Source organism: Peribacillus sp. YIM B13477 (assembly GCF_042787955.1).
In the GTDB taxonomy this organism is placed as follows: Bacteria; Bacillota; Bacilli; order Bacillales; family DSM-1321; genus Peribacillus; species Peribacillus frigoritolerans.
In genome coordinates, this window is the sequence record NZ_JBHZPD010000007.1 from 192,314 (window position 1) to 219,270 (window position 26,957).

General features: G+C 42.3%; 27 protein-coding genes and 2 pseudogenes. 28 read left to right on the forward strand and 1 reads right to left on the reverse strand.

The genetic code is table 11. The annotated features are described in order from the left end of the window. Positions 1-25 precede the first annotated feature (25 nt). The 26 genes and pseudogenes from ACFX4H_RS20125 (at position 26) to spoIID (ending at position 24,690) form a co-directional block, all read left to right on the forward strand. A complete protein-coding gene (locus ACFX4H_RS20125; RefSeq protein ID WP_283249075.1) occupies positions 26-2,254 on the forward strand; it encodes a S8 family serine peptidase in 2,229 nt (742 codons plus the stop codon). A 286-nt stretch (positions 2,255-2,540) separates the two neighbouring features. After that, positions 2,541-2,909, forward strand: a complete 369-nt coding sequence (locus ACFX4H_RS20130; RefSeq protein WP_034315821.1) for an ATP synthase subunit I — start codon at positions 2,541-2,543, stop codon at positions 2,907-2,909. A 22-nt stretch (positions 2,910-2,931) separates the two neighbouring features. Beyond that, positions 2,932-3,648, forward strand: a complete 717-nt coding sequence (gene atpB / locus ACFX4H_RS20135; RefSeq protein ID WP_034315819.1) for a F0F1 ATP synthase subunit A — start codon at positions 2,932-2,934, stop codon at positions 3,646-3,648. A gap of 72 nt (positions 3,649-3,720) precedes the next feature. Further along, the gene (atpE, locus tag ACFX4H_RS20140) at positions 3,721-3,945 is read left to right on the forward strand and encodes a F0F1 ATP synthase subunit C (RefSeq protein ID WP_034315818.1); all 225 of its coding nucleotides are present in this window, start codon (positions 3,721-3,723) and stop codon (positions 3,943-3,945) included. A 151-nt stretch (positions 3,946-4,096) separates the two neighbouring features. Beyond that, positions 4,097-4,612 carry a F0F1 ATP synthase subunit B gene (atpF, locus tag ACFX4H_RS20145; RefSeq protein ID WP_034315815.1) on the forward strand — a complete coding sequence of 172 codons (516 nt, stop codon included), beginning with the start codon at positions 4,097-4,099 and terminating at the stop codon, positions 4,610-4,612. Further along, positions 4,609-5,145 carry a F0F1 ATP synthase subunit delta gene (locus ACFX4H_RS20150; protein ID WP_034315814.1) on the forward strand — a complete coding sequence of 179 codons (537 nt, stop codon included), beginning with the start codon at positions 4,609-4,611 and terminating at the stop codon, positions 5,143-5,145. Before atpF ends, ACFX4H_RS20150 begins: the two co-directional genes overlap by 4 nt. A 24-nt stretch (positions 5,146-5,169) precedes the next feature. Further along, entirely contained in the window at positions 5,170-6,678 is a 1,509-nt protein-coding gene (atpA, locus tag ACFX4H_RS20155; RefSeq protein ID WP_034315812.1) for a F0F1 ATP synthase subunit alpha, read from the forward strand. A gap of 37 nt (positions 6,679-6,715) precedes the next feature. Continuing rightward, positions 6,716-7,576 carry a F0F1 ATP synthase subunit gamma gene (locus tag ACFX4H_RS20160; RefSeq protein ID WP_034315808.1) on the forward strand — a complete coding sequence of 287 codons (861 nt, stop codon included), beginning with the start codon at positions 6,716-6,718 and terminating at the stop codon, positions 7,574-7,576. A gap of 88 nt (positions 7,577-7,664) precedes the next feature. Next, positions 7,665-9,062 (forward strand): F0F1 ATP synthase subunit beta, encoded by a 1,398-nt coding sequence (gene atpD / locus ACFX4H_RS20165; RefSeq protein ID WP_034315806.1) that lies wholly within the window; start codon positions 7,665-7,667, stop codon positions 9,060-9,062. A 25-nt stretch (positions 9,063-9,087) separates the two neighbouring features. Further along, positions 9,088-9,489, forward strand: coding sequence for a F0F1 ATP synthase subunit epsilon (locus ACFX4H_RS20170; RefSeq protein WP_034315803.1), 402 nt, complete (start codon positions 9,088-9,090; stop codon positions 9,487-9,489). A gap of 339 nt (positions 9,490-9,828) precedes the next feature. Next, positions 9,829-10,203 carry an NADH-quinone oxidoreductase subunit A gene (locus ACFX4H_RS20175; protein WP_034315801.1) on the forward strand — a complete coding sequence of 125 codons (375 nt, stop codon included), beginning with the start codon at positions 9,829-9,831 and terminating at the stop codon, positions 10,201-10,203. A 26-nt stretch (positions 10,204-10,229) separates the two neighbouring features. Continuing rightward, complete coding sequence (locus ACFX4H_RS20180; protein ID WP_170946902.1) at positions 10,230-10,706, forward strand: NuoB/complex I 20 kDa subunit family protein; 477 nt, start codon at positions 10,230-10,232, stop codon at positions 10,704-10,706. A 6-nt stretch (positions 10,707-10,712) separates the two neighbouring features. Then, a pseudogene (locus ACFX4H_RS26865) lies at positions 10,713-11,096 on the forward strand (NADH-quinone oxidoreductase subunit C); the annotation flags it as partial. A 162-nt stretch (positions 11,097-11,258) separates the two neighbouring features. Next, positions 11,259-12,472: pseudogene (locus ACFX4H_RS20185) on the forward strand (NADH-quinone oxidoreductase subunit C). Between the two features lie 5 nt (positions 12,473-12,477). Beyond that, entirely contained in the window at positions 12,478-13,575 is a 1,098-nt protein-coding gene (locus tag ACFX4H_RS20190) for an NADH-quinone oxidoreductase subunit D (RefSeq protein WP_034315793.1), read from the forward strand. Continuing rightward, the gene (gene nuoH / locus ACFX4H_RS20195) at positions 13,576-14,583 is read left to right on the forward strand and encodes an NADH-quinone oxidoreductase subunit NuoH (RefSeq protein WP_048685830.1); all 1,008 of its coding nucleotides are present in this window, start codon (positions 13,576-13,578) and stop codon (positions 14,581-14,583) included. A gap of 33 nt (positions 14,584-14,616) precedes the next feature. Next, entirely contained in the window at positions 14,617-15,036 is a 420-nt protein-coding gene (nuoI, locus tag ACFX4H_RS20200; protein ID WP_034315789.1) for an NADH-quinone oxidoreductase subunit NuoI, read from the forward strand. Further along, positions 15,033-15,551, forward strand: a complete 519-nt coding sequence (locus ACFX4H_RS20205; protein ID WP_377436087.1) for an NADH-quinone oxidoreductase subunit J — start codon at positions 15,033-15,035, stop codon at positions 15,549-15,551. Before nuoI ends, ACFX4H_RS20205 begins: the two co-directional genes overlap by 4 nt. Beyond that, positions 15,548-15,862 (forward strand): NADH-quinone oxidoreductase subunit NuoK, encoded by a 315-nt coding sequence (gene nuoK, locus ACFX4H_RS20210; RefSeq protein WP_034315785.1) that lies wholly within the window; start codon positions 15,548-15,550, stop codon positions 15,860-15,862. Before ACFX4H_RS20205 ends, nuoK begins: the two co-directional genes overlap by 4 nt. Positions 15,863-15,896: 34 nt before the next feature. Then, the gene (gene nuoL, locus ACFX4H_RS20215) at positions 15,897-17,768 is read left to right on the forward strand and encodes an NADH-quinone oxidoreductase subunit L (RefSeq protein ID WP_377436088.1); all 1,872 of its coding nucleotides are present in this window, start codon (positions 15,897-15,899) and stop codon (positions 17,766-17,768) included. Beyond that, positions 17,765-19,288, forward strand: a complete 1,524-nt coding sequence (locus ACFX4H_RS20220; RefSeq protein ID WP_377436089.1) for a complex I subunit 4 family protein — start codon at positions 17,765-17,767, stop codon at positions 19,286-19,288. Before nuoL ends, ACFX4H_RS20220 begins: the two co-directional genes overlap by 4 nt. A gap of 3 nt (positions 19,289-19,291) precedes the next feature. Next, entirely contained in the window at positions 19,292-20,818 is a 1,527-nt protein-coding gene (gene nuoN / locus ACFX4H_RS20225; protein ID WP_034315779.1) for an NADH-quinone oxidoreductase subunit NuoN, read from the forward strand. A gap of 149 nt (positions 20,819-20,967) precedes the next feature. Then, positions 20,968-21,210, forward strand: a complete 243-nt coding sequence (locus ACFX4H_RS20230) for a DUF1146 family protein (protein ID WP_034315776.1) — start codon at positions 20,968-20,970, stop codon at positions 21,208-21,210. A 158-nt stretch (positions 21,211-21,368) separates the two neighbouring features. Further along, the gene (locus ACFX4H_RS20235) at positions 21,369-22,118 is read left to right on the forward strand and encodes a YwmB family TATA-box binding protein (RefSeq protein WP_377436090.1); all 750 of its coding nucleotides are present in this window, start codon (positions 21,369-21,371) and stop codon (positions 22,116-22,118) included. Positions 22,119-22,150: 32 nt separating this feature from the next. Then, on the forward strand, positions 22,151-23,452 hold the full coding sequence (gene murA, locus ACFX4H_RS20240) for a UDP-N-acetylglucosamine 1-carboxyvinyltransferase (protein WP_034315774.1): 1,302 nt from the start codon (positions 22,151-22,153) through the stop codon (positions 23,450-23,452). A 200-nt stretch (positions 23,453-23,652) separates the two neighbouring features. Continuing rightward, a complete protein-coding gene (gene spoIID, locus ACFX4H_RS20245; RefSeq protein ID WP_249598052.1) occupies positions 23,653-24,690 on the forward strand; it encodes a stage II sporulation protein D in 1,038 nt (345 codons plus the stop codon). A 20-nt stretch (positions 24,691-24,710) separates the two neighbouring features. Here the strand turns inward: spoIID and ACFX4H_RS20250 are convergent, their stop codons facing one another. Further along, positions 24,711-25,136 (reverse strand): VanZ family protein, encoded by a 426-nt coding sequence (locus ACFX4H_RS20250; protein WP_377436091.1) that lies wholly within the window; start codon positions 25,134-25,136, stop codon positions 24,711-24,713. 152 nt (positions 25,137-25,288) lie between these two features. On the opposite strand from ACFX4H_RS20250, the gene spoIIQ reads away from it, so the two are divergent. Both spoIIQ and spoIIID read left to right on the forward strand, forming a co-directional pair. Beyond that, entirely contained in the window at positions 25,289-26,242 is a 954-nt protein-coding gene (spoIIQ, locus tag ACFX4H_RS20255; RefSeq protein ID WP_377436092.1) for a stage II sporulation protein SpoIIQ, read from the forward strand. Positions 26,243-26,676: 434 nt separating this feature from the next. Then, positions 26,677-26,949, forward strand: a complete 273-nt coding sequence (spoIIID, locus tag ACFX4H_RS20260; protein ID WP_034315767.1) for a sporulation transcriptional regulator SpoIIID — start codon at positions 26,677-26,679, stop codon at positions 26,947-26,949. Positions 26,950-26,957: the final 8 nt, after the last annotated feature.

The following is a 26,957-nucleotide window of genomic DNA, read 5'->3' on the forward strand; positions in this document are numbered from 1 at the left end:
AAAGATAATTGCTAAGGGGATGATTATGTTGGGAAAGAAAACGTTCATAGTGTTTGTTTTCCTTTTTATATTTATTTATCAATATGAAAGGGGCTTCGCAAAAGTCATTCTGCCGCCTTTACCAAAACTATCTGAATCTAACGAAGTAACGGTTGTTGTCACGATGGATAAGGCGTTTAATCGAAAAAAGATCGAAAAACTGCTTGAAAAATATCCATCCCTTCAATTACGGAATGTTTATTCGGTTGCCCTGGATGGATTTTCCCTTCATGGGAAAATGAATGAAATAGAACAACTTAAAAAGGAGGGTGGAATTCAGGCCGTAACGGAAGTATCCGTTTATCAAGCCGTGTTGGATAAAAGTGTCCCATACATAGGAGGAGACAGGGTCAGGGGGTTCTTTGATAAGGAGAATCACCGGATCACCGGGAAAGGGATAAAGGTAGGGATAATCGATACTGGCATTGATTATACACATCCAGATTTGCAACGAGCTTATAAGGGAGGTAAGGATCTGGTTGATGGTGATGCAGATCCGATGGAAACCAAAAATCAAGGCGACCTCGATACATTGCATGGCACTCATGTGGCGGGCATCATTGCAGCCAATGGAAAAATGAAAGGCGTCGCACCTGAAGCGGAGATTTACGCATATCGGGCATTGGGGCCAGGCGGTTCTGGCGATACAGATCAAGTATTGACGGCCATTGAGTCAGCCATGAAGGATAAAGTGGATGTATTGAACCTCTCTCTAGGCAATAACGTCAATGGTCCTGATTTACCTATCTCCCTTGCGTTGAATAAGGCTGTGGAAAGCGGCATCGTTGCCGTGACATCAAACGGGAATTCCGGTCCGGCTGTATGGACCGTCGGTTCACCCGGTACAGCGGAAAAAGCGATTTCCGTTGGGGCTTCGACTCCGCCCCTAAGGGTTCCGTATATGATATACGGACTTGGATCAAAAAAGCATCAATCGCATTTAACCTTGTTTCAAGGCTCTAAAAAATGGAACCTGACGTTTTCCGAGGATGTCATATATGGTGGACTGGGTAATGGAAAGGACCTGAAGAATGTTCGGGATAAGATTGTGTTGATGGAACGTGGCACACTTACCTTCCAGCAAAAAGTATCCAATGCAGAAAAGGCAGGTGCGAAGGGTGTAATTGTTTTTAATAATACGAGCGGGACCTTTACTGGAAGCTTGGAAAAAGAAATGAACATCCCAGCCGCTTCTATTAATAGAAGAGATGGATTGCAGCTCAAGCAAATCATGGATCAAGGGCAGAGCAAAACCGTTCAATTTGTTTATAAGAACGAGCAGGATAGGCTCGCGGATTTTAGCTCCAGGGGACCGGTAACCGTATCATGGGGAATAAAGCCTGACGTATTGGCACCGGGAGTGGAAATTGAAAGCACCATTCCTAAAGGATATATGTCCCTGGATGGAACAAGTATGTCCGCACCGCATGTTGCAGGAGCATGCGCCTTAATCCTGCAAAAACACCCGGAATGGACTCCTGATCAAGTGAAATCTGCATTGATGAGCACTTCCAAGCCATTGAGGAAAACAGCAAATCAATTGTATCACACATATGAACAGGGGGCTGGACGCATCCAGGTCGACGAAGCGTTAAAAGCGGACACGCTCTTGAATCCAAGCTCATTGTCCTTTGGGATGTATACAAAAAAAGAGGGAATTGAAGAGCATCATGAAACGATAGTCATAGAAAATACCGGAACGGAAATGAGGAAGTACTCATTCATGGTCCCATTAAAAGAGATGGGACTCACTTGGGAATTGCCGAAATCCCTTACTTTGAAACCGAAGGAAAAGAAACGGTTAAAAGTCGGGTTGCAGGTCAACCCAGCCGAACTTAAAAAGGGAGTCTTTGATGGATACCTCATTATAATGGAAGGAACCAAAAGAATATCCCTTCCTTATTTATATGTAAAAGAAGAGCCGGATTATCCAAGGATAATGGGATTTGATTTTGGCCAAGGGGACCAGGAAGGCACATATCGATACGAAATGTATCTTCCGCGCGGGGCTGAAGAATTCGGTATTGCCCTTTATGAGGAAGATAGCTTGAAATTCGCTGGATATTTGGATTGGTCGAGATCTGCTCCTTCCGGTTTGATCAAAAAAGATGTATTGAAAAAGGACTTGCCGCCTAAAGGAGTGTATAAAGCGATAATCTTTGCGAGAAGGGGCGGAAGGGAAGATCGGATAGAAAAGACGTTACTTATCGAGTGAAGAGAGGACAATAAGTAAAATAAAATGGATGTCAATAGAAGAAAAAAGATAATTTGTGAACAATTCGTTAATAATTACAAACCTGTGACAAATTTCACTAACCACTCATTGACAATGATTCTAGCCTATTGTATGCTAACTAAGGATGTAAAATGAGAGGGGTTTCATACGTTAATAACGTGTCAAATAGAAGTGAGTTTTTGACCTTCTAATTGGACTTGTTACGGACAAATTCTCCTAAGCTAAACAAGATACTACAATATTTCTAGGGAGATTACATGACAAAATGCTAGAATTGGAAAAAATGTTCAATAGGCAGCTAAAATACATGTTGTATTTAATGGGTATTTATCTACTTGGGGTGGTTTTCACTTCCCATGATTCAGTCTTCCAAGGATTATTGCTTGGAACTGCCTTCAGCCTATTTATATTCTGGTCAATGGTCAAAAAGAACAAGAAGTTCGCCCAAGAGGTTGCCGAAGGAAAGAAAACGCGCTCCCTTGGTAGTTTAACTAGAATGTCTGTAGCGGGTTTAGCTGCAATTATTGCATTGAGATATCCTGGTGAATTTCAGGTTGTCTGCGTGGTTGTGGGATTAATGACAGTTTACTTTGTCATTATGATAGATTATTTTATGCAAAACATACGTAGGTAGTAAAGAAGAGAGGTGAATACTGTTGAATCATGAAGCTCCTATGTGGGAATTTATGAATACCGGAATACATTTCAACTTGGCTAATGTTCTTATGATGACCATCGCAAGTCTCATTGTCTTCATTATTGCTGTAGCAGCAACTCGAAAACTTGCGATGAAGCCAACAGGTATCCAAAACTTTATCGAATGGGTTATGGATTTTGTGAAAAATATCATCAACAGCAATATGGATTGGCGTACGGGTGGTCAGTTCCTAATGTTGGGAATGACGTTAATATTGTACGTATTTGTTTCAAACATGTTAGGATTGCCGTTCTCGATTGTAATAGGACATGAACTTTGGTGGAAATCACCTACATCTGATCCGGCAATAACTTTAACTTTGGCAGTTATGGTAATGGGTTTAACTCATTATTATGGTATCAAGATGAGAGGCATGAAAAATTATGCCAAAACTTATGTTCAGCCAATGGGTTTCTTGTTTCCGTTAAAGATTATTGAGGAGTTCGCTAATACGTTAACTCTAGGATTGCGGCTTTACGGGAATATTTATGCGGGTGAGTTACTATTAACTTTACTTGCTGGACTAGGAACAAGTGGTGTTGTGGGTGCAGCCACTGCTGCATTACCGATGTTAGCTTGGGAAGGGTTTAGTATCTTTGTCGGCTCCATTCAAGCTTTTATCTTTACTATGTTAACGATGGTTTATCTTTCCCATAAAGTAAGTGACGACCATTAATTATAAATATTGTTCATTTAGAACATTATATTGATGAAAAAATAAAACAACATTTCAAGGAGGAAATTTATCATGACAGGTTCTTTAGGTCTTATAGCTGCTGCTATCGCAGTTGGATTAGGTGCACTAGGTGCGGGTATTGGTAACGGTCTTATCGTTGGGCGTACAATTGAAGGAATGGCTCGTCAGCCGGAAGCTCGTGGTATGCTTCAAACTACAATGTTCGTTGGTATTGCATTAGTTGAGGCACTTCCAATCATCGCTGTAGTTATCGCGTTTATTGTAATGGGTAAATAAGATAACTTGAAAAAGTTCAATAATGGCGAAGATGATCCAAGGAGACCCTTCGCCATTGCTCTGTGTTTAAAGTGAACATTTATGGCAGTGATACTGTCAATCGAAAATACAGAACTTCAATAGTGAATCTCATGAAGGGAGTGAACCGAGCGTGTTAACAAGCAATTTTGTTCTTGGTCAAGTCCACTTTAATGGTGGAGATATCATATACCAGCTTGTAATCTTTATTATTTTGTTAGCGTTGCTTAAGAAGTTTGCATGGGGTCCGCTAATGGGCATCATGAAAGAACGTGAAGAGCATGTTGCGAATGAAATTGAAGCAGCTGAAGTTAGCAGAAAAGAAGCACTGAAATATTTAGAAGAACAGCGTGAAATCGTAAAACAATCTCGCACTGAAGCGGGACAACTTATAGAGAATGCTAAGCAACAAGGCGAAGCACAACGCGAAGATATTATTAATCAAGCGCGTGCAGAGGCTGAACGTGTTAAAGAATCAGCAAAACGTGAAATCGTTCAAGAGAGAGAAAAAGCAGTTGCCGCCTTACGCGAGCAAGTAGCTTCATTATCTGTCATGATCGCCTCTAAGGTGATTGAGAAAGAACTTTCATCAGCTGATCAAGAAAAACTAATCAATGAATATATTCAAGAGGCAGGAGAAGGTAAATGAGCGATATAACTGTAGCAGGACGTTATGCTGTAGCTCTTTTCCAAATTGCGAAAGAGCAAAATCTCATTAACCAACTTGAAGAAGAGCTTCGCATAGTGAATGAAGTTTTCACAAATGATAAAGATCTATTAAGCTTCTTGGCTCATCCTAAAATGACTAGAGATGCAAAAAATACAATGCTTGCAAATGCATTTGCAAGTCTTTCGTCTTCCGTTCGAAACACTGTAATGTTAATGGTGGAGCGTCATCGTACAGATGAAGTGATTCCTATGGCACAAGAGTTCATTGAACTTGCGAATGAAGAAAATTCAGTTGCGGATGCGACTGTTTATACAGTTAATCCATTAACTGAAGCTGAAGCGGAAGCTGTGTCTTCAGCTTTTGCTGCAAAGATCGGCAAACGTAATTTGCGTATCACTAATGTTACGGATAGCAATATTCTTGGCGGTATCAAACTTCAAATCGGTAACCGTATTTATGACGGAACGATACGTGGGAAGCTTGATCGCCTTAGCAAACAACTATTAGGTTAATATTCACAGATAGGGGTGAAATTCATGAGCATCAAAGCTGAAGAAATCAGTGCGCTGATTAAAAAGCAGATTGAAAACTATCAGTCGGAAATTAAAGTAAGCGATGTAGGTACAGTAATCACTGTTGGTGATGGTATCGCTCGCGTTCATGGTTTAGACAATGCAATGGCTGGGGAGCTCTTAGAATTTTCTAATGGTTCAATGGGATTGGCACAAAACCTTGAGCAAAATAACGTAGGTGTTGTTATTCTTGGACCATTCAGAGACATTCAAGAAGGCAGTGAAGTACGCCGTACTGGCCGTATCATGGAAGTACCAGTTGGAGAAGAATTAATCGGGCGTGTCGTGAATCCGTTAGGACAACCATTAGATGGTCTTGGTCCGATCGCTACAACAAAAACTCGTCCAATCGAAAGCCCTGCTACAGGTGTTATGGACCGTAAATCTGTTCATGAACCATTACAAACAGGAATTAAAGCAATCGATGCGCTAGTACCTATCGGACGTGGACAACGTGAGTTAATCATCGGTGACCGTCAAACTGGTAAAACATCAGTTGCGATCGATACAATCCTTAACCAAGCTGACCAAGATATGATCTGTATCTATGTGGCTATCGGTCAAAAAGAATCAACTGTTCGTGGAACTGTTGAAACACTGCGTAAAAATGGTGCATTGGATTACACAATCGTTGTATCTGCATCAGCTTCTCAACCAGCACCACTTTTATACCTAGCGCCATATGCTGGTGTGACTATGGGTGAAGAGTTCATGTTCGCTGGCAAGCACGTTCTTGTGGTTTATGATGATCTTTCTAAACAAGCATCTGCATACCGTGAACTTTCCTTGCTACTTCGCCGTCCTCCAGGTCGTGAAGCATTCCCAGGGGATGTATTCTACTTGCACTCCCGTTTACTTGAGCGTGCAGCTAAATTGAATGACACTTTAGGTGCCGGTTCAATCACTGCGCTTCCATTTGTTGAAACACAAGCAGGCGACATCTCTGCTTACATTCCAACAAACGTAATTTCCATCACTGATGGACAAATCTTCTTGCAATCCGATTTGTTCTTCTCAGGTGTACGTCCTGCGATTAACGCTGGTCTATCCGTATCCCGTGTTGGTGGATCTGCACAAATTAAAGCGATGAAGAAAGTTGCTGGTACTTTACGTCTAGACTTGGCTTCTTATCGTGAATTGGAAGCATTCTCTCAATTCGGTTCTGATCTTGATGCTGCAACTCAAGCAAAACTTAACCGTGGTGCTCGTACAGTTGAAGTTCTAAAACAAGATCTAAACAAACCGATCAAAGTTGAAAAACAAGTCATGATTTTCTATGCATTGACTAAAGGTCATTTAGATGATATTCCAGTATCGGATATCCTTCGTTTTGAAGAAGAATACTATGTATTCCTAGATCGTTCTCATCCGGAATTATTAGATCACATTCGCACAACGAAAGGTCTTCCTGAAGATGCTGCTATCGTTGCTGCAATTAACGAGTTCAAAAAGAACTTCGTTATTTCTGAATAATAAGGTCTAACTAATTTATAAAGGGTGGTGAGAATGAATGGCCTCTTTACGCGATATTAAGTCTCGGATTACTTCAACGAAAAAGACGAGTCAAATTACAAAAGCGATGCAGATGGTATCTGCTTCTAAAATGAACCGTGCTGAAGCTAATGCTAAAGCATATGTTCCATATATGGATAAAATTCAAGAAGTAGTATCAAGTATTGCGAACGGAAGTACGGGTGCATCTCATCCAATGCTTGTCTCGCGTCCAGTTAAGAAAACCGGTTACCTGGTAATCACATCGGACCGCGGATTGGCAGGAGCATACAATAGTAGTATCCTTCGCCACGTTCATAAAACCATTCTTGAACGCCATAAATCCAATGATGAGTTCGTCATTATCGCAATCGGAAGGGTTGGCCGTGATTTCTTTGTCAGCCGTAACATGCACGTAGAGCTTGAAGTAACTGGAGTTCCTGATCAGCCTTCTTTCGCTGACATTAGCTCCCTTGCAAAATCAACAGTGAATTTGTATCTAAATGAACTGTGTGATGAGCTTTACATGTACTATAACCATTATGTCAGCCCAATCCAGCAGGATGTAACGGAAACGCAAGTCCTTCCGTTAGCTGACTTTAATACTTCCAATGCAGCAATGACTTCTTATGAATTTGAACCGAATGCAGAAGAAATCCTTGAGGTATTACTGCCTCAGTACGCAGAAAGTTTAATTTATGGTGCTTTGTTAGATGGTAAAGCAAGTGAGCACTCTGCACGTATGACTGCAATGAAAAATGCGACCGATAATGCTAAAGAATTGATTGATTCACTTTCATTGCAATATAACCGTGCACGTCAGGCCGCAATTACTCAAGAAATAACGGAAATTGTCGGCGGTGCAGCAGCTTTAGAATAAAAATTATTAAAGGGACGGTCGGACCGGACGATGCTTGGCCGTTCCATAAACTAGATTGTCGTTATAAGCAACGTTAGGAGGGAAAACGATGAATATAGGACGCGTTACTCAAGTTATGGGTCCGGTTGTTGACGTGAAATTCGAAGACGGACAACTTCCTAAGATCTATAACGCGTTAAGAATCGAAAATACAGCGTCTGGTACAGGACTAACTCTTGAAGTAGCCCTTCAACTAGGTGATAATACAGTTCGTACTGTAGCAATGTCTTCCACTGATGGTTTAACCCGTGGTGCAGAGACTGTTGATACAGGAGCTCCAATTTCCGTTCCTGTAGGTGAAGTAACACTAGGCCGCGTTTTCAACGTATTAGGGGAAAACATTGACCTATTCGAACCACTTACAGCAGAGGTGCGCCGTGATCCAATTCACAGACAAGCACCAACTTTTGAGGACTTATCAACAACAGTTGAAATTCTTGAAACTGGTATTAAAGTAGTAGATTTACTTGCTCCTTACATCAAAGGTGGTAAAATCGGTCTCTTCGGTGGAGCCGGTGTTGGTAAAACTGTACTTATCCAAGAACTTATCAATAACATCGCACAAGAGCACGGCGGTATCTCGGTATTCGCTGGTGTAGGTGAGCGTACTCGTGAAGGTAATGACCTTTTCTACGAGATGACTGATTCCGGTGTTATCAAGAAAACGGCAATGGTATTCGGACAAATGAACGAGCCGCCAGGTGCACGTATGCGTGTAGCTCTTAGCGGTTTGACAATGGCTGAATATTTCCGTGACGAACAAGGACAAGACGTTCTATTCTTCATCGATAACATTTTCCGTTTCACACAAGCAGGTTCTGAGGTTTCCGCCCTACTAGGACGTATGCCTTCAGCGGTTGGTTACCAACCAACTCTTGCTACTGAAATGGGCCAATTGCAAGAACGTATCACTTCAACTAATAAAGGTTCAGTTACATCCATTCAAGCGATCTATGTACCTGCCGATGACTATACGGATCCGGCTCCAGCTACAACTTTCGCTCACTTGGATGCAACAACTAACCTTGAGCGTAAACTTTCTGAAATGGGTATCTACCCTGCAGTTGATCCATTGGCGTCTTCTTCTCGTGCCCTTAGCCCAGAAATCGTTGGGGCTGAGCACTATAAAGTGGCTCGTCAAGTGCAATCAACATTACAGAAATATAAAGAACTTCAAGATATTATTGCCATCTTAGGTATGGACGAATTAAGCGAAGACGAAAAAGTAATCGTTCAACGTGCTCGTAGAATTCAAAACTTCTTGTCACAAAACTTCCACGTGGCTGAACAATTCACTGGTCAAAAGGGATCTTATGTACCAGTTAAAGAAACAGTCCAAGGATTCAAAGATATCCTAGCTGGAAAATATGACGAACTTCCAGAAGATGCTTTCCGTCTAGTTGGCCGCATCGAAGAAGTTGTTGCTAAAGCAAAAGAAATGGCTTAATTAAAGGGACCTAGGAGGGAATGAAATGAAGACCATTAAAGTCAATGTTGTTACTCCCGATGGCCCAGTATATGATGCAGAAGTTGAAATGGTAAGCACTAAAGCTAAAAGCGGTGAGCTGGGAATCATGGCTGGACACGTTCCAACTGTAGCCCCGCTTACCATTGGTGCTGTCCGTCTTAAAAATGGAAGCAACACAGACTATGTAGCTGTAAATGGTGGCTTCTTAGAAGTTCGCCCTGATGTGGTAACCATTTTAGCTCAATCTGCTGAAAGAGCTGAAACTATCGATCTTGCACGTGCTCAAGCAGCAAAAGCCCGTGCTGAACAAAGATTGCAGAACAATGATGGATCAAATGATGCCAAAAGAGCTGATTTAGCGCTTAAACGTGCAATCAACCGAATCCAAATTGCAGAAATGCGATAACTTTAATTGATGAAAACACCTGATCAAACCATTCGTGGTAAGATCAGGTGTTTTTTTATCCAGATGGTTTTTGAAGATTATTGACATGGAATATCAGAATTAGGAATAAAATGTCGAATTATAGAGTAAAGTATTTTCCATTTTAACCCTTAACTCGTCGACATGCTTTTATCCTAATGTTATAATGTATACGCTTACATTTATTGCTTCATACCCCTCCTTTCACGTTGCTTCTAAAAGAATGTTACCCTGCATAATATTTATAACGTATCCAAAATGAAGACAAGCAAACTTAAATTGTAGCCATTTAACATGATATATCCATAAAGGGAGATGAACATGGGACAGCTGCATATTTACCAAAATAATTATTTAATTGTATTTGTTTTCCTTTGTCTCGGAATTTTATTACCTGTGATCGCTTTATTTCTTGGTAGACTGCTAAGGCCTTATAAACCGACAGATATGAAGTATACGACATATGAAAGCGGAATCGAACCTTTTCAGGATTCAAGGGTTCAATTCAATGTCAGGTATTATCTATTTGGATTGATGTTCGTCATATTTGATGTAGAAACGGTTTTTCTGTACCCATGGGCGGTTGCCTATGATGAACTCGGACTGTTTGCATTGGTTGAAATGCTGTTTTTTGTCGTGATCCTTATGCTAGGGCTAATCTATGCTTGGAAAAAGAAGGTGTTAAAGTGGAATTGAAGTTGGATGAACTTACCCCTAAAGAAATGGAAGAAATGCGCCACAGTATTTTCTTATCCACACTTGAACAAATAAAAGGCTGGGCTAGAAGTAACTCACTCTGGCCAATGACTTTCGGTTTGGCATGTTGTGCAATTGAAATGATGGGTGTCGGCTCCTCTCATTATGATTTGGACCGATTTGGTTCTTTTTTTCGGACATCCCCCAGACAATCGGATGTCATGATTGTTTCAGGAACGGTAACGAAAAAAATGGCTCCAATAATAAGTAGATTATACGAACAAATGCCAGAACCGAAATGGGTTATTGCAATGGGCTCCTGTGCAACTGCTGGCGGGCCTTATGTTCACTCTTACTCAGTGGTCAAAGGGGTAGATCAAATTGTACCTGTCGATGTATATATACCGGGTTGTCCCCCAAACCCAGCTGCACTTATTTACGGGATCAATAAATTAAAAGAAAAAATCCGTTATGAGGCGAAAACCGGAAAGCGGGTGATATAGATGAGTGAAAAGGAAGACTTAGCGAAACAAAAGGCAGAGGCAGCAGCCAAGGCAAAGGCAGCGGCACTGGCCAAAAAACAGGCGAAAGAAGAAGAAGCGGCAGAAAAGCCGGAAGGCGAAATAGATATAGCAAAACAAAAGGCAGAGGCAGCAGCCAAGGCAAAGGCAGCGGCACTGGCCAAAAAACAGGCGAAAGAAGAAGAAGCGGCAGAAAAGCCGGAAGGCGAAATAGATATAGCAAAACAAAAGGCAGAGGCAGCAGCCAAGGCAAAGGCAGCGGCACTGGCCAAAAAACAGGCGAAAGAAGAAGAAGCGGCAGAAAAGCCGGAAGGCGAAATAGATATAGCAAAACAAAAGGCAGAGGCAGCAGCCAAGGCAAAGGCAGCGGCACTGGCCAAAAAACAGGCGAAAGAAGAAGAAGCGGCAGAAAAGCCGGAAGGCGAAATAGATATAGCAAAACAAAAGGCAGAGGCAGCAGCCAAGGCAAAGGCAGCGGCACTGGCCAAAAAACAGGCGAAAGAAGAAGAAGCGGCAGAAAAGCCGGAAGGCGAAATAGATATAGCAAAACAAAAGGCAGAGGCAGCAGCCAAGGCAAAGGCAGCGGCACTGGCCAAAAAACAGGCGAAAGAAGAAGAAGCGGCAGAAAAGCCGGAAGGCGAAATAGATATAGCAAAACAAAAGGCAGAGGCAGCAGCCAAGGCAAAGGCAGCGGCACTGGCCAAAAAACAGGCGAAAGAAGAAGAAGCGGCAGAAAAGCCGGAAGGCGAAATGGATATAGCGAAGCAAAAGGCGGCGGCAGCGGCCAAGGCGAAGGCAGCGGCACTGGCCAAAAAACAGGCGAAAGAAGAAGAAGCGGCAGAAAAGCCGGAAGGCGAAATAGATATAGCAAAACAAAAGGCAGAGGCAGCAGCCAAGGCAAAGGCAGCGGCACTGGCCAAAAANTGGATATAGCGAAGCAAAAGGCGGCGGCAGCGGCCAAGGCGAAGGCAGCGGCACTGGCCAAAAAACAGGCGAAAGAAGCGGTAGAAAAGCCGGAAGGCGAAATGGATATAGCGAAGCAAAAAGCGGCAGCAGCGGCCAAGGCGAAGGCAGCGTCATTGGCCAAAAAACAGGCGAAAGAAGAAGCCGGAGAAAAGCCGGAAGGCGAAATCGATGCAGCGAAGCAAAAGGAGGCGGCAGCGGCCAAGGCGAAGGCAGCAGCCGCTGCCAAAGCGAAAGCGGCTGCTGCTGCGAAGAACAGGACTGCTGTACAGGAAAGCGAGGAAGCTGACACCCCTAGCGAAATTTCCCCAAATCAGTCGAAACTCGATCAAATTGTTTCTGCTATTGAAAGCCATGTAGGACAAGGGGCATTATTAGAGAACTATATTAATAGACTATCAAAAGATGTACCCACTTTAGTGGCTAATCCGGATACATATTTCTCAATAGCCAAATTTCTGCGGTATGATGAACAACTTGACTTTTCGTATTTATCGGAACTTCATGGTACGGATTTTGAATCCCATATGGAAATCTATGTACATTTACACTCATTCAAAATGAACCAATCAGTTGCCTTGAAGGTTAAGCTTGATAGGGATACTCCCGTTATCCCATCATTGGTCCCATTATGGTCAGGTGCAAATTGGCCAGAATGTGAGGCGTATGATTTATTGGGCATTAACTTTTATGAGCACCCTGATTTAAAGCGGATTTTACTTGGGGAAGATTGGAAAGGGTATCCCCTTAGAAAAGATTATGAGCCTTATGATGTGGAGGTGTAACCCCTATGTTAAGGACGGAAGAAATGCTTCTCAATGTGGGGCCGCAGCATCCGAGTACACATGGTGTTTTTCGGCTTGTCATCAAGATTGACGGTGAGATTATCAAAGAGGCTACACCTGTCATCGGGTATCTGCATCGCGGTACGGAAAAACTAGCGGAAAATCTGCAATATACACAAATAATCCCATATACTGACCGGCTCGATTATCTGGCGGCAATGACAAATAATTATGTACTTTGCCATGCTGTTGAGACAATGATGGGGGTGGAGATCCCTGAAAGGGCAGAATATTTGCGGGTCATCGCAATGGAATTGGGCAGAGTTGCAAGCCACCTCGTCTGGTGGGGTACATACTTGCTGGATATAGGTGCGACGAGTCCTTTCCTATACGCATTCCGAGAACGTGAAATGATCGTTAATTTATTGACTGAATTGTCAGGGGCACGCCTAACATTCAATTATATGCGTGTCGGAGGTGTGAAATGGGATGCTCCTGAAGACTGGATTGCGAAGGTTGCCGAGTTTGTCCCTTATATGAGGGAGCAGCTTGCCGGTTACCATGAGCTTGTGACAGGGAATGAAATCTTTGTTAATCGGGTTAAAGGGGTGGGCATCTATTCGAAGGAAGAAGCCTTGCAGTATTCGCTTAGCGGTGCCAACTTAAGGTGTACAGGTGTGAAGTGGGATTTACGAAAAAATGAACCATATTCCATTTATGACAGGTTCACATTCGATGTTCCTACAAGGGAAGAGGGTGATGCCTTTTCACGCTATCATTGTAGAATGGAAGAAATCGAAGAGTCACTGAAGATCATCGAGCAGGCGGTTGAGCAATTTCCAGAAGGGCCGGTCCTTGCTAAGGTCCCTAAAATAATAAAGGTTCCCAAGGGTGAGGCATTTGTCCGAATTGAATCACCAAGAGGGGAAATAGGCTGTTATATCGCGAGTGAAGGGAAAAAGGAGCCATACCGCTTGAAATTCCGCAGACCTTCGTTTTATAATCTGCAAATTCTTCCGAAATTATTGGAGGGGGAAAATATGGCGAACTTGATAACGATTTTGGGTGCAATCGATATCGTGTTAGGGGAGGTGGATGGATAAATGATCAAGGATCTTCTCCACTCCGCTCCAAGCCTACTGAATTTTGGCATTTTTTTCGGTTTGGCAGTCCTGCTCCTGTTTGTCGTATTAGGGTTTGTAACCTATGGAATCCTTTCAGAGCGTAAAATCATGGGATTCATGCAGATGCGTGTCGGCCCAAACCAAATTGGAGGGAAATGGGGTCTTTTACAGACCGTTGCTGATGTTTTGAAACTTCTGATCAAGGAAGATACGATACCCAAGAAAGCTGATAAGCCGTTATATATTTTAGCTCCGGTAATTGCTTTTGCTCCCGCTTTCATGGTCCTTGCCACCTTGCCGTTCACCGATGCCTTCCAATTTGCTGATATAGGTGTCGGACTGCTTTATTATATGGCGATTTCCGGCATATCGACCATCGGCATCGTTACTGCAGGTTGGGCATCCAATAATAAATATTCTTTGATTGGCGGAATGAGGGCAGCCGCGCAAATGATATCTTATGAGATCCCTTTGGTGATGTCGCTAGTGGGCATCGTCCTCATAACAGGCAGTTTAAACTTGAATGATATAGTTGCAGCCCAGGAAAAGGTTTGGTTCATTTTTCTTCAGCCGGTTGCGTTCATCGTGTTTTTCATTGCATCGGTTGCCGAGTTGAACAGGGTTCCTTTTGACCTTCCGGAAGCGGAATCCGAACTTGTAGCAGGCTATCATGTTGAATACTCTGGATTTCGCTGGGCCTTCTTTATGTTATCCGAATATGTGTATATGTTTGCAATGGCAACGCTAACCACTGTATTATTTTTAGGGGGATGGAATTCTATTCCGTTTTTGGATTTTATTCCGGCGGCCATCTGGTTCGGTCTGAAGTTCAGTGCCGTATTCTATATATTGGTCTGGATTCGTGTAACCTTTCCTCGGATAAGGGCTGATCAATTGATGGAATTCGGATGGAAAGTGCTGCTTCCGGTTGCATTGGCAAATATATTTTTGACGGCACTAATAAAAGAATTGCTTAACCTTTTTTAGAAACTTAAGCTGGTCGGAAAGCGAGGGATTTATATGCTTGGTTTAGCAAAAGGTTTAACCTATACATTAAAGAACTTGACGAGGAAAAAAGTGACCTATGACTACCCGAATGAGCCGCTTCCGCTCCCTGACCGATTTCGCGGAATCCAAAAATTCTATCCTGAAAAGTGTATCGTATGCAATCAATGCGTGACGATTTGTCCAACGGATTGTATTCAATTAACTGGTAAGAAACATCCGGACCCGTCGAAAAAAGGGAAAATCATCGAGACGTATGACATCAATTTCGAGATTTGCATTTTATGTGATTTATGTACGGAGGTCTGCCCGACAGAAGCGATCGTGATGACGAATCAATTCGAGCTTGCCGAGTATAGCCGTGATCATTTATTTAAAAACCTGGAGTGGCTGGATGAAAATGATGAAAATATCCGGAAGGTGAATAAAGTATGAGTTTGTCGGGTGAGTTAATTGCCTTTATTGGTTTGGCACTTGTCGCGATAGTGGGCGGGGTGTTGCTGATTACCTTAACAAAAGTGGTGCACATGGTTATCGCACTTGTTTTTACTTTCTGGGGCATTGCAGGCATTTATATGTTGCTCTCGGCAGAGTTTGTCGCCATTGTCCAAATCCTTATTTATTCAGGGGCAATTACGATCGTGATGCTATTCGGGATTATGCTGACAAAACACCAGGAAAATGATGCGCCGGCTAAAGGGGGCTGGGGGAATTTCTCCTTGCTGGCAGCGATTGCCGGATTTGCCGTAGCGGTGTATCTGGGGATTTATAATCTGGATATACCTGTACAGCCAACGGCGTTGCATGAGGAAAATACAAAGCAAATAGGAATCGAACTTTTTTCAAAATATGTAATTCCATTTGAAGTGATGTCGGTACTCCTGCTTGTTGCTTTAGTCGGTGCCATCGTATTGGCTAAAAAAGATGATGAGGAGGGAGATCGATCATGACGGGAGTTCCTTTGTCGGCTTATCTTGTATTGGCTCTCGTTTTATTTTGTATAGGGCTGTATGGTGCCTTGACGAAAAGAAATGCGGTCATTGTTTTGATTTCAATCGAGCTGATGCTGAACGCTGCAAATATCAATTTAGTGGCCTTCAGTAAATTCGGGGTAACGCCATCCATTACGGGTCAAGTTTTTTCCTTATTCACGATTACGATTGCTGCAGCTGAGGCAGCTGTTGGGCTGGCCATACTAATGTCCCTTTATCGCAATCGTAAGACGGTCAATGTCGATGAAATGGAAATGATGAAGAATTGAAGGTTTATATAATTGAAGAAGGGGATTTGATACGATGATGGAGCACGCATGGCTCATACCGATCTTTCCACTCGTCACGTTTCTGGTTCTGCTTCTATCAGGCGGGCGGTTGCGGGATCGAGGCGCTTTTATAGGAATAATATGTACAGTGGCTTCGTTCGTTTTATCATTGCTTGTCCTGATCGAGCGATTTAAGGAACCTACTTATAATATATCGATAGATTGGCTTTCCTTCGGAGGGACGCAACTTTCAGCTGGATTCGAAATCAATCAGCTCAATGCCTTGATGCTTGTGGTCGTTTCCCTTGTCAGCCTGCTTGTCCAGATATATTCGAAGGGGTATATGAAGGGTGAAGTGCGATTCTCCATTTTTTATGCTTATCTGGGCTTCTTCACCTTTGCCATGCTTGGACTAGTCATGGCACCCAATTTATTACAACTTTATATCTTCTGGGAATTGGTCGGGGTGGGGTCTTTCCTGCTCATTGGTTTTTACTTTTATAAACTGGAAGCTAAGGCTGCGGCGAAGAAGGCATTCATCATGACCAGGATTGGGGATGTAGGGCTATTAATCGGCATCATTCTTCTATTCTGGGAAACAGGCAGCTTTGAATATGGAGAGATCTTTCAAGCCGTTCAGTCGGGCATGATATCAAGTGAAAAATTGACATTAATTGCTATTTTGATTTTTATCGGTGCGGTTGGGAAGTCTGGACAATTTCCACTTCATACATGGCTTCCGGACGCAATGGAAGGCCCGACTCCGGTTTCCGCATTGATACACGCAGCAACCATGGTTGCTGCAGGGGTATACCTGGTGGCGGCCATGTTTCCGTTATTCATGGCTAGTTCTGCTGCGATGCAGGTAGTGGCCATAACAGGTGGGATTACAGCCATATTTGCCGCAAGCATTGCCATGGTGCAAAAGGATGTTAAGCGTGTATTGGCCTATTCGACCATCTCTCAGCTTGGCTTTATGATGCTTGCTTTGGGTACTTCGGGATATGTGGCCGGGGTGTTTCATTTAATGACCCATGCCTTTTTTAAAGCTTTGCTGTTTTTGGCAGCAGGCAGTGTTATTCACGCTATACATACACAGGATATGGAAAAAATGGGCGGATTATGGCGCAAGTTGAATTGGACCGGTCCGCTGTTCTTGACTGGCACGTTGGCGATATCGGGGTTTCCGTTGCTCTCGGGCTTTTTCAGTAAAGATGAAATTCTAATGGCAGCTTGGGAGAATGGTAGTTATATATTGTTTGGTCTAGCGGTGGTTACCTCCTTTTTAACTGCGTTTTATATGTTCCGGCTGTTTTTCATGATGTTTGCAGGCGATTCACGCAGTCAGGCAGAACAGGTCAAGGAATCACCTTTCATCATGCTAATTCCCATGCTCGCATTGGCTTTGCTTGCTGTAATCGGTGGGTATATCCAAACACCGTGGTTTGGAACTTTTCTTGGGGAGTGGCTTGTGGAGGGAAATGAAGCTCTTCTAGGCGCCAGCCATAGTGAGGGGCCCGTTTGGATAATGTTGATGGCCGTGCTTGTGTCGCTGGCCGGGATTTACCTTGCTTATATGATATACGTTAAAAAGAAGTTATCTCGGGAATGGCTTGTCAAAGAAAACTCCGAGGTATATAGGATTTTGGAAAATAAGTATTACATTGATGAGATTTATCATTTTACTGCAGGCTATGCAATCAAAGGCTTTAGTATATTCCTATCTTATATTGAAAGGTTCATTGTCGGTGGCCTTGTTTCCACTGTAACAAGTTCAATAGAAGGATTGGGGAAAGTAGGGTCTAAACTGCAAACGGGACAGGTACAGCAATATGGCATGATAGCCTTTCTGGGACTTGCGGTACTGTTGGTGATTTTTGCAGTAACTGGGGGGTATCTAAGATGAATGTCTATTTGCTCTCGCTTTTAGTGTTTTCACCGCTGCTGGGCATCGTGATGGTTGCCCTCATGCCGAAAAAAGAGGAAAGGACGATTAAACAATTTGGTTTTTTCGGAACACTGCCTCCCCTTTTCCTATCATTCTTTCTTTGCAGCCAATATTATTCGGGTGTGGCCCTATCCATATTTGACATTAAGTTGAATTGGATCAGGTTTGGAAATTTGGAAATGTATGATCCCAAGCTCTTCACGGTTGATTTTGAGTTGGGGCTGGATGGCTTAAGTCTCATCTTCATATTACTGACAACAATCATTTCATCACTGGCCGCAATCGCATCCATTTATATAAAAAAAGAATGGAAAGGGTATTATTTATTATTTTTGATCCTGGAGATTGGAATGCTCGGTGTATTCACGGCGGAAAATTTGATCCTTTTTTTCATCTTTTTCGAAATGACTTTGATTCCTGCTTTCTTTTTGATTGGCAGATGGGGCTTTCTGGAGAGGGAGAAAGCTTCTTATAGTTTTCTGATCTATAATGGCATTGGTTCGGCTGTTTTATTGGTGGCGATTTTGATTTTGTTTGCCAGGACAGGTACGACCAACATTGCAGCATTGACACAGATGATGACAATGGGCGGCGTTTCGCTTTTTGCACCCATATCCGGTTCGATGAAATATGGTTTATGTCTTGCATTTCTCGTGGCATTTGCGATAAAGCTGCCGGTCTTTCCCTTTCATAGCTGGATGGTGCGGGTCCATGCAGAAGCACCTCCATCCATAGTCATGATACATGCCGGTGTCTTATTGAAAATTGGGGCGTACGGAATCATCCGGTTTGGAATGGGGATATTTCCTGAACAATATAAAAGCTTGGCCTTTACCATAGTCCTATTTGGGGTCCTCAGTTTTTTATATGGTGCTTTTCTGGCATTGGTACAAACGGATTTCAAGCTCGTTTTAGCCTACTCATCAATCTCGCATATGGGTATCGTCATGATGGGGCTGGGAGCCTTGAATGAAGCGGGCATTCAGGGAGCTATTTTTCAAGTCATCTCACACGGGCTAATTGCTGCTTTGTTGTTTTTCTTGGTGGGAGCGTTGTATGAGCGTACAGGAACCACGATGCTTCCTAAGCTTGGAGGGCTGGCCAAGTCGATGCCGATTTTTTCAGGGTTCATGTTAGCTTGCGGGATGGCTTCACTCGGTTTGCCTGGCATGTCCGGTTTCATCAGTGAATTCATGGTATTTCTTGGCTTATTCAAGAGTCAGCCGTTGCTTGCGGCAATAGGGGTGGTCGGGCTGGTATTAACCGCTGTTTATGTACTGAGGGCGGTCATGCTTATGACTTTCGGGAAAAATGATAGCTTGATAGAAAAAGAGAAATGGGACCTAAGGGGCTGGGAGTTTTTGCCGACGTTGGTTCTTCTCGGTTTGATAATATCTGTTGGGGTATACCCAAATTTGTTAGGCGGGCCTCTTCAAGGAACGATTGAAGCCATGATGCTTGCTCTAGGGGGGCGATGAAGGATGGATTGGAACACGATGCTTTCTTATGATTGGGGAGCGATGATGCCGGAATTCATCATTCTTGGAACGACCATGATTCTTTCGATACTGGATTTGTTCTGGCCGAAGCACTTTAATCGGAGAAAACTGGCATGGCTCGCGCTAACCGGAATCATTTTGGCATGTTTGTCACTGATTAGCCTGCTGTCCTTTGAGACAGTCAGTATCTTATCCGATACGTTTCGTTTAGATTCATTTGCAAAAGCTTTTAAGCTGCTACTATTATTCGGAGCGGCCCTGATCATCCTTCTGGCTGAAGGATATGAACCGCGAGAGGGGCTGCGGGAGCACCGGGGGGAATTTTATTATCTGTTCCTGACCGCTTTGCTTGGAGCGATGGTCATGTCCTCAAGCGGTGATTTGATCACGCTGTTCGTTGGACTGGAACTTCTTTCACTTTCATCTTATATATTAGTCGGAATGCGCAAGCATGATCGGAAGTCCAACGAAGCGTCCATGAAGTATGTGATAAACGGAGGCATTTCCACAGCAATCACTTTATTCGGGATGAGCTATTTATATGGAGTGACCGGTTCCGTCAATCTAGGCGAAATGAGCAGGACGATGGCTGCGATGACGGACGGGCAGCTGCAATACATCATGGGGCTCGCTTTCTTCATGGTATTTGTCGGTGTATCCTTCAAGATAGCTGCCGCACCGTTTCATATGTGGGCGCCGGATGTCTATGAAGGGGCACCGACACCGGTCGCAGCCTTCTTGAGTGTAATTTCGAAAATGGCGGGTTTCGTCATCATCCTGCGCCTTTTTCTTTCGTTGTTCCTAACGGCTTCCGGTGATACGTTCGGGGCGCTAGATTTTTTGGATAAAAATAATATTTATATAGCTTCATTGGCGGGGCTGACGATCATCATTGGAAATGTGGTTGCGTTAAGGCAGCAAAATTTAAAACGAATGTTTGCCTATTCAAGCATCGCTCATGCGGGTTACCTGCTTGTGGCGGTGGCAACATTGGGCGGGGGATATTTCCTGCTTGATACTGTCTGGTTTTACCTAATGGCTTATGTATTAATGAATATCGGTGTATTTGCAGTCATTCAGCTGCTCTCCAGTCAAAGTGGGTCCGAAGATATCAGCATTCTTGCAGGAATGGGGAGGAAATCCCCGTACCTTGCCATGGCATTCACCGTATTCATCCTGTCGCTTGCTGGAATTCCCGGGACGACAGGTTTCATTGGCAAACTCAATATTTTTCTTGGGACATTCATAACGGAGCCTGGACATTTCGTCCTTGCGGGAATCATGATTGCAGGTACCATTGTGTCCTATGTGTATTATTTCGGATTATTGGTGCAGGTCTTTTTCCGACCGGTTCATTCAGAGAAGATCATTAAAATTCGTCCGGGTCTTCACATCGTATTGATCATATGCGTAATAGGCACCATACTTTTCGGGGTGGCGCCAAATATTGCCTTTGATTTTATTCATGATCAATTTGGCGATTTTACAGACTTTATTTCGAGTAAATGATATAATGCCTGTATCAGAGGCTTGTTCCATTGGATCAAGCCTCTATTTACAGTTTTAAAAAGATATTTTGCAATTCTTCCTTTTTAATTCCAAATATGAAGGGGTTTTGTGTTAGAATAGAATTCGGGTGTCCTTTAGGAGGTATGTACATGTTTTCAGCAATGGGACAGCAGGCTTTAACAGGAATAATTGCACACTTGTTTTTCATCGCAGTTACCTGGTGGGCTTTACAGGCATTACATTTTGATAAAATGTTAAGATCCAATTCGGTCATCAAGGCCAGGGTATTATATATTTTATTAACGGTTGCCATCGGTTCAGTTGTAAGTAATTTCTTCCTCGACTACCTGGGATTTGCAAACCAACTTCCGTATATGTTTAGTAATGACTGATAAGCTGTAAGAATATTCTTATAGCAAAATATGATTCTACTCTTGTATTCGCTATTGCTTCCTGCAAGTTTAAGGGGAAGGTGTCACCAATTGTCGGAAAACTCGAAGTATGATCTCTCTCCTTATGGAAAGAATGTGTAAAAGGGGAGGGATTTAACATGTATTTTTTAAATAAAAAAATGTTAACATACATAGTATTTCTCGGTTTGATGGTGATTTTAATTGGGAATAGTACGATTGTGGCAGAAAGTAAACCAGATATAGTTAAAATGGTGGGACTGTTACAGGAAGATAAAGATTTAGACATAGGGGATTGGTCTGTACTCACTAGAAAAATAAATAAAGAGATTACAACTAAACAAGAGTTTGAAAGCGAAGTTACAGCTTTAAAACGAAAATACCCTCAATTTCAATGGCATCGGAAAGATGATGCTTCCGGCTGGAAGGCTGAGGCGTTAACTTACAATGTCGATTCAGGTCTGACCGAGTCTATCAAAATAATGACAACGGAAGAGAAATTTGATAAAGTTACCTATGTTATTTACGAAGTGAAGGGGAAAAAGTGGAAGAAAGCCAATAATGCCTTTTTTACCGCTACGTTCCAAAACAGGGTGAATGACCTATTTATAGGAACTCCTTCAATTTTTTCTTGTATTAAAGGGTCTATCAATGATAATATGGATTCGGTTTTAAACTCTAAAACTGAAGACCTGTTAGATATGTTCCAAGCAAGGGAAATTGAGAGTGTGCACGAAACAAACTTTACATCTATATCTGCACATTCAACTTTGTTTAAACAACCTTTGACAAAAGAAAAATTAAATTTGCAGTTTGGGCTACGGACAGAAGGATTGGGTGACCGAACGAACTTTGTAGTTGGCACACCAATCATAACGTTTGAATATTAATATAGAGAAAATGGACGCGGAGGGGAATACTTTTGGAAAAAATCATCGTCCGCGGCGGAAAAAGGCTTAGCGGGACAGTTAAAGTAGAAGGTGCTAAAAACGCCGTTTTGCCAGTTATCGCTGCAACATTATTAGCAAGTGATGGGAAAAGTATCATTAAAGATGTTCCTACGCTCTCCGATGTATATACAATCAATGAAGTATTGCGCAACTTAAATGCAGATGTTGCCTTTCATGACAATCAAGTAACTGTAGATGCATCAAGAGAGTTATTAGAAGAAGCACCATTTGAATATGTACGTAAAATGAGAGCTTCCGTTTTAGTGATGGGCTCATTACTAGCAAGGAATGGCCGGGCCCGCGTTGCTCTTCCTGGTGGCTGTGCCATCGGATCACGTCCTATCGACCAGCATTTAAAGGGCTTTGAAGCGATGGGAGCAAAAGTGAAGGTCGGCAATGGTTTCATTGATGCCGAGGTAGAAGGCAGACTTAAGGGTGCAAGAGTGTATCTTGACTTCCCAAGTGTTGGTGCCACCGAAAACATCATGATGGCTGCTACGCTTGCTGAAGGTATTACGATTCTTGAAAATGTGGCCAAAGAGCCTGAAATTGTAGATCTTGCGAATCTCCTTAATAAAATGGGTGCCAAAGTCAGAGGTGCCGGTACTGGTACGATGAGAATCGAAGGTGTCGATAAATTATATGGCACTGAACATACGATTATACCTGACCGTATCGAAGCTGGTACATTCATGACAGCGGCCGCTCTTACTGGCGGCAATGTTCTTGTTCAAGGAGCTGTACCTGAACACCTTACTTCCCTTATTGCTAAAATGGAGGAAATGGGCGTTAAAATTCTTGAAGAAGAAGATGGATTACGCGTTATCGGTCCAAAAACCTTGAAGGCCATTGACATCAAAACAATGCCGCATCCTGGTTTCCCGACTGATATGCAATCGCAAATGATGGCATTATTACTGCGTGCTGAAGGAACAAGTATGATTACGGAGACCGTTTTCGAAAACCGTTTCATGCATGTTGAAGAATTCCGTCGCATGAATGCCAATATTAAAATAGAAGGCCGTTCCGTTATCGTTAATGGTCCAACTAACATTCAAGGTGCTGAAGTAGCTGCAACAGATTTACGTGCCGCTGCAGCGCTCATCCTGACTGGATTGGTTGCAGATGGCATTACACGTGTTACAGAATTAAAGCATCTTGACAGAGGATACGTGAATTTCCATGGTAAATTGGCATCTCTAGGTGCTGATGTGGAACGTATTAACGAAGATGTGCCTGCTGAAACAAAAAAAATTGCAGATTTAAACGCATAAGTAGCTTATAAAACCATTCACGTTCGAGTCTCCGAACCGTGAATGGTTTTTTTTATCATGTTCCGGATTCTTGGCCGACTGTTAAATAGTTGTCGTTTTTCTATTCATAAATGCTTGTCCTTCGACATACATTTGTTATGTAAAGATACCTGCTGGATACGATAATACGGCAGAGAACAAGTGTAGGGAGGCTCAGGAATTTGAAAGCAATCAAACCGATGGTCGTACTATTCATAGCAGTAGCATTCGTAATTATCATGATTCCGGCAGTGCTTGTGCTTCCATTTTCAAATGATAAGACAAGTGGGCAGTTAACTGAGCAATTGGAAAAGCAAGGGAAGAGTGAGGGCAAAGAGGTAGCGGCAAATGAAATGAGTTCCGTAGAAGTTGCCGTTTACCGCACATCAGCAAAAAGGATTGAAAAACTGCCGATTGAATCGTACTTGAGTGGTGTGGTTGCAGCTGAAATGCCAGCAGATTTTGAAGAAGAAGCGCTGAAAGCACAAGCGTTGACGGCGAGAACCTATATTGTCAATCAGCTCATAAGCGAAAGTCGATTAGGCTTGCCCGATGGTGCCGATGTAAGCGATACGGTCATGCACCAAGTTTATAAGAATAATGATGAGCTGAAAAAACAGTGGGGCTCTGATTATAAATGGAAAATGCAAAAAATTAACAAGGCCATAAAAGAAACGGCGGGTCAAATCTTAACCTATGAAGGAAAACCGATTACTGCCACTTTTTTTTCGACAAGCAATGGCTATACGGAGAATTCAGAGGACTATTGGCAAGCTGAATTCCCCTATTTAAAAAGTGTATCAAGTCCATGGGATAAAGAAGAATCACCAAAGTTTTATAATAAAGTAGTAGTCGATACTGCAGATTTTGAAAGAAAATTGGGTGTAAGTCTTTCTTCGGGAACATCCATAGGAACTGTCATTGAAAGAACATCGGGTAATCGCGTAGGTGTAGTGGATATCGGAGGAAAGAAAATGACAGGAAAACAGATTCGTGAGAAGCTCGGGCTGACATCTTCCGATTTTGACTGGGAGCGTCAAGGCAACCGGATTGTGATCACGACAAAAGGATCTGGACACGGAGTTGGAATGAGCCAATACGGTGCTAACGGCATGGCCAGGGAAGGGAAAACCTATGAAGACATCGTGAAATATTATTATAAAGGCGTTAAAGTTCAGTCTTCAAGTAAGTGGCTGAATACGATGACGGCAAAAAAATGAGAGATGGGAATTCCCATCTCTCATTTCTTTTCGTTTAATTTTTCTATAAAGGTCAAAAAGCCCCGTTTACGCTTGAAATAATGATATTGGACATGAAAATAAACTGCAGCTACCCCAATGATATCTTTAATGACATCTATTATGCTGGAGGAGCGGTACGGGACGAAAGATTGATGGTATTCATCGACCACTCCATATAGGCAAGCTACAAGGGCAGCCAACAGGCTTAAACCAGGTCTCAGTTTTTGGTGTGCAGCAAGTGCAGAAACAAATAATATATACAAAAGGGCAAATTCGACCAAATGAAGTGCCTCTTTGATAAATCGGTCAAATGACGATGAGGGAAGATCAAGAATCATATCATCGGGGTTGCTCGACATTATCCAAATGGCAATCATATATAGAAAAGGCAATAACGTTAACAAAAGTTTAAAAGCTTTTTTCATGATTTAAACATCCTTCAACAGTAAGATACCAAACATTTTACCATTCTACGAATAAAATCGGTTTCATTTCCACAAAATAAATCCAAAAAAATTTTTTCCTGAATGTATATAATTTTAACAAAATGTTCAGAATGATTGCTGAGGTGATTAATATGAGAGAGGAAGAAAAGAAACCAACTTCCACAATCCGACGTATACTAAAACAACGTTGGGCATTATCAGCAATCTATATCGCAAGTGCAGCCATAATCTTAGCCGCGGCCTTCTTATTACAAAATAGTTTTGATGATTCAGCTAAAGATGGCAAAGAGGAATCGGCTGAAACAGGAAAAAACTATGGTGAGCCTTCTGTAGAGGTTAATAGCAATCTTGAGACAATCAAGATGCCTGTGGCCGATGCAGACAAATCGGTTATCAAGAAACAGTTTTATGATGTGAATGCGGATGAAAAGGCACAAGAAGAAGCATTGGTTTTCTACAACAATAGATATGAGCAAAACAAAGGTATAGACATTGCAATGGAAGATGGAAAGTCTTTCGATGTAAAAGCTTCCTTAAGTGGAAATGTAACGAAAGTTCAAGATGATGCGTTACTTGGAAATTTAGTTGAAGTAGAGCATGAAGATGGCGTTGTTACTCGTTATCAATCTGTTAAAGACATTAAGGTTGCAGTCGGTGACAAAGTGAAACAAGGACAAGCAATTGCTACAGCCGGAAAAAGCCAAATCAATGAAGAGGCTGGCGTACATGTCCACTTCGAAATCAGAAAAGATAACATTGCGTTAAACCCACTTGATTTTGTTGATAAACAAGCTTCTGCGATTCAATCTGCAACTGAAGCCGAAGCTGAAAAAGAAGAAACACCTGCAGTCGAAGGATCAGAAGCTGACAAAGAAACACCTGCAGTCGAAGGGTCTGAAGCTGACAAAGAAGAAACACCTGCAGTCGAAGAATCTGAAGCTGAAAAAGAAGAAACGCCTGCAGTTGACGAAACTGACGAGAGCACTGATTTAGAGAGTGGCACTGATGAGGAAGGCTCTGTCCCTGGTGAAGATACAACTGAAGAAAGCGATTCCTTAAAAGATTCGTTAAATCAATCTAATTAAGATTAAGATTTTTAATAAAATCAAAACAAAAACCTAGAGCGTTACGAATGACAACAACTGAAAATTTGGTAAAAGGAGGCCGTTCACTTTGAACGGCTTCTTTTTTTCTTTCGGGGAAATATTGGCCAATATGCTGAAACCTTTGAATTTCTGACAAATTTCTCGGGAAATAATTTACGTTTAATGAAAATAAACAGATGAAAATCAGAAATAAATCCAAACCTCCTGTCCCATTAGGCATATATTCTTAACCAAGCTAATAAGATGTTATAAACCATGCAAAGAGAGTGTTTGAGGTGAGGAATCGTTTATTACAAATTATCTAATAGGTGAATAATTCTATCTTTCATTGTTTATAGGGCAGCGGTATTCGATTCGAAAAATACGAATCTCATTTCACACTTCTCACATCCAATTTGGGGAGGTCGAGTGGTGTGCACGATTACATCAAAGAAAGAACTATCAAGATAGGAAAGTATATCGTGGAAACTAGAAAAACAGTCCGCGTCATTGCAAAAGAGTTCGGGGTCTCTAAAAGCACAGTGCATAAAGACTTAACTGAGAGGCTGCCAGAAATTAATCCTGATTTGGCTAACGAAGTGAAGGATATATTGGATTATCATAAATCCATTCGTCACCTTAGAGGTGGAGAAGCGACAAAATTAAAATACAAACGTTCTGAAAGAGAAGAAGAAATCGTTAAATGATACTTGAA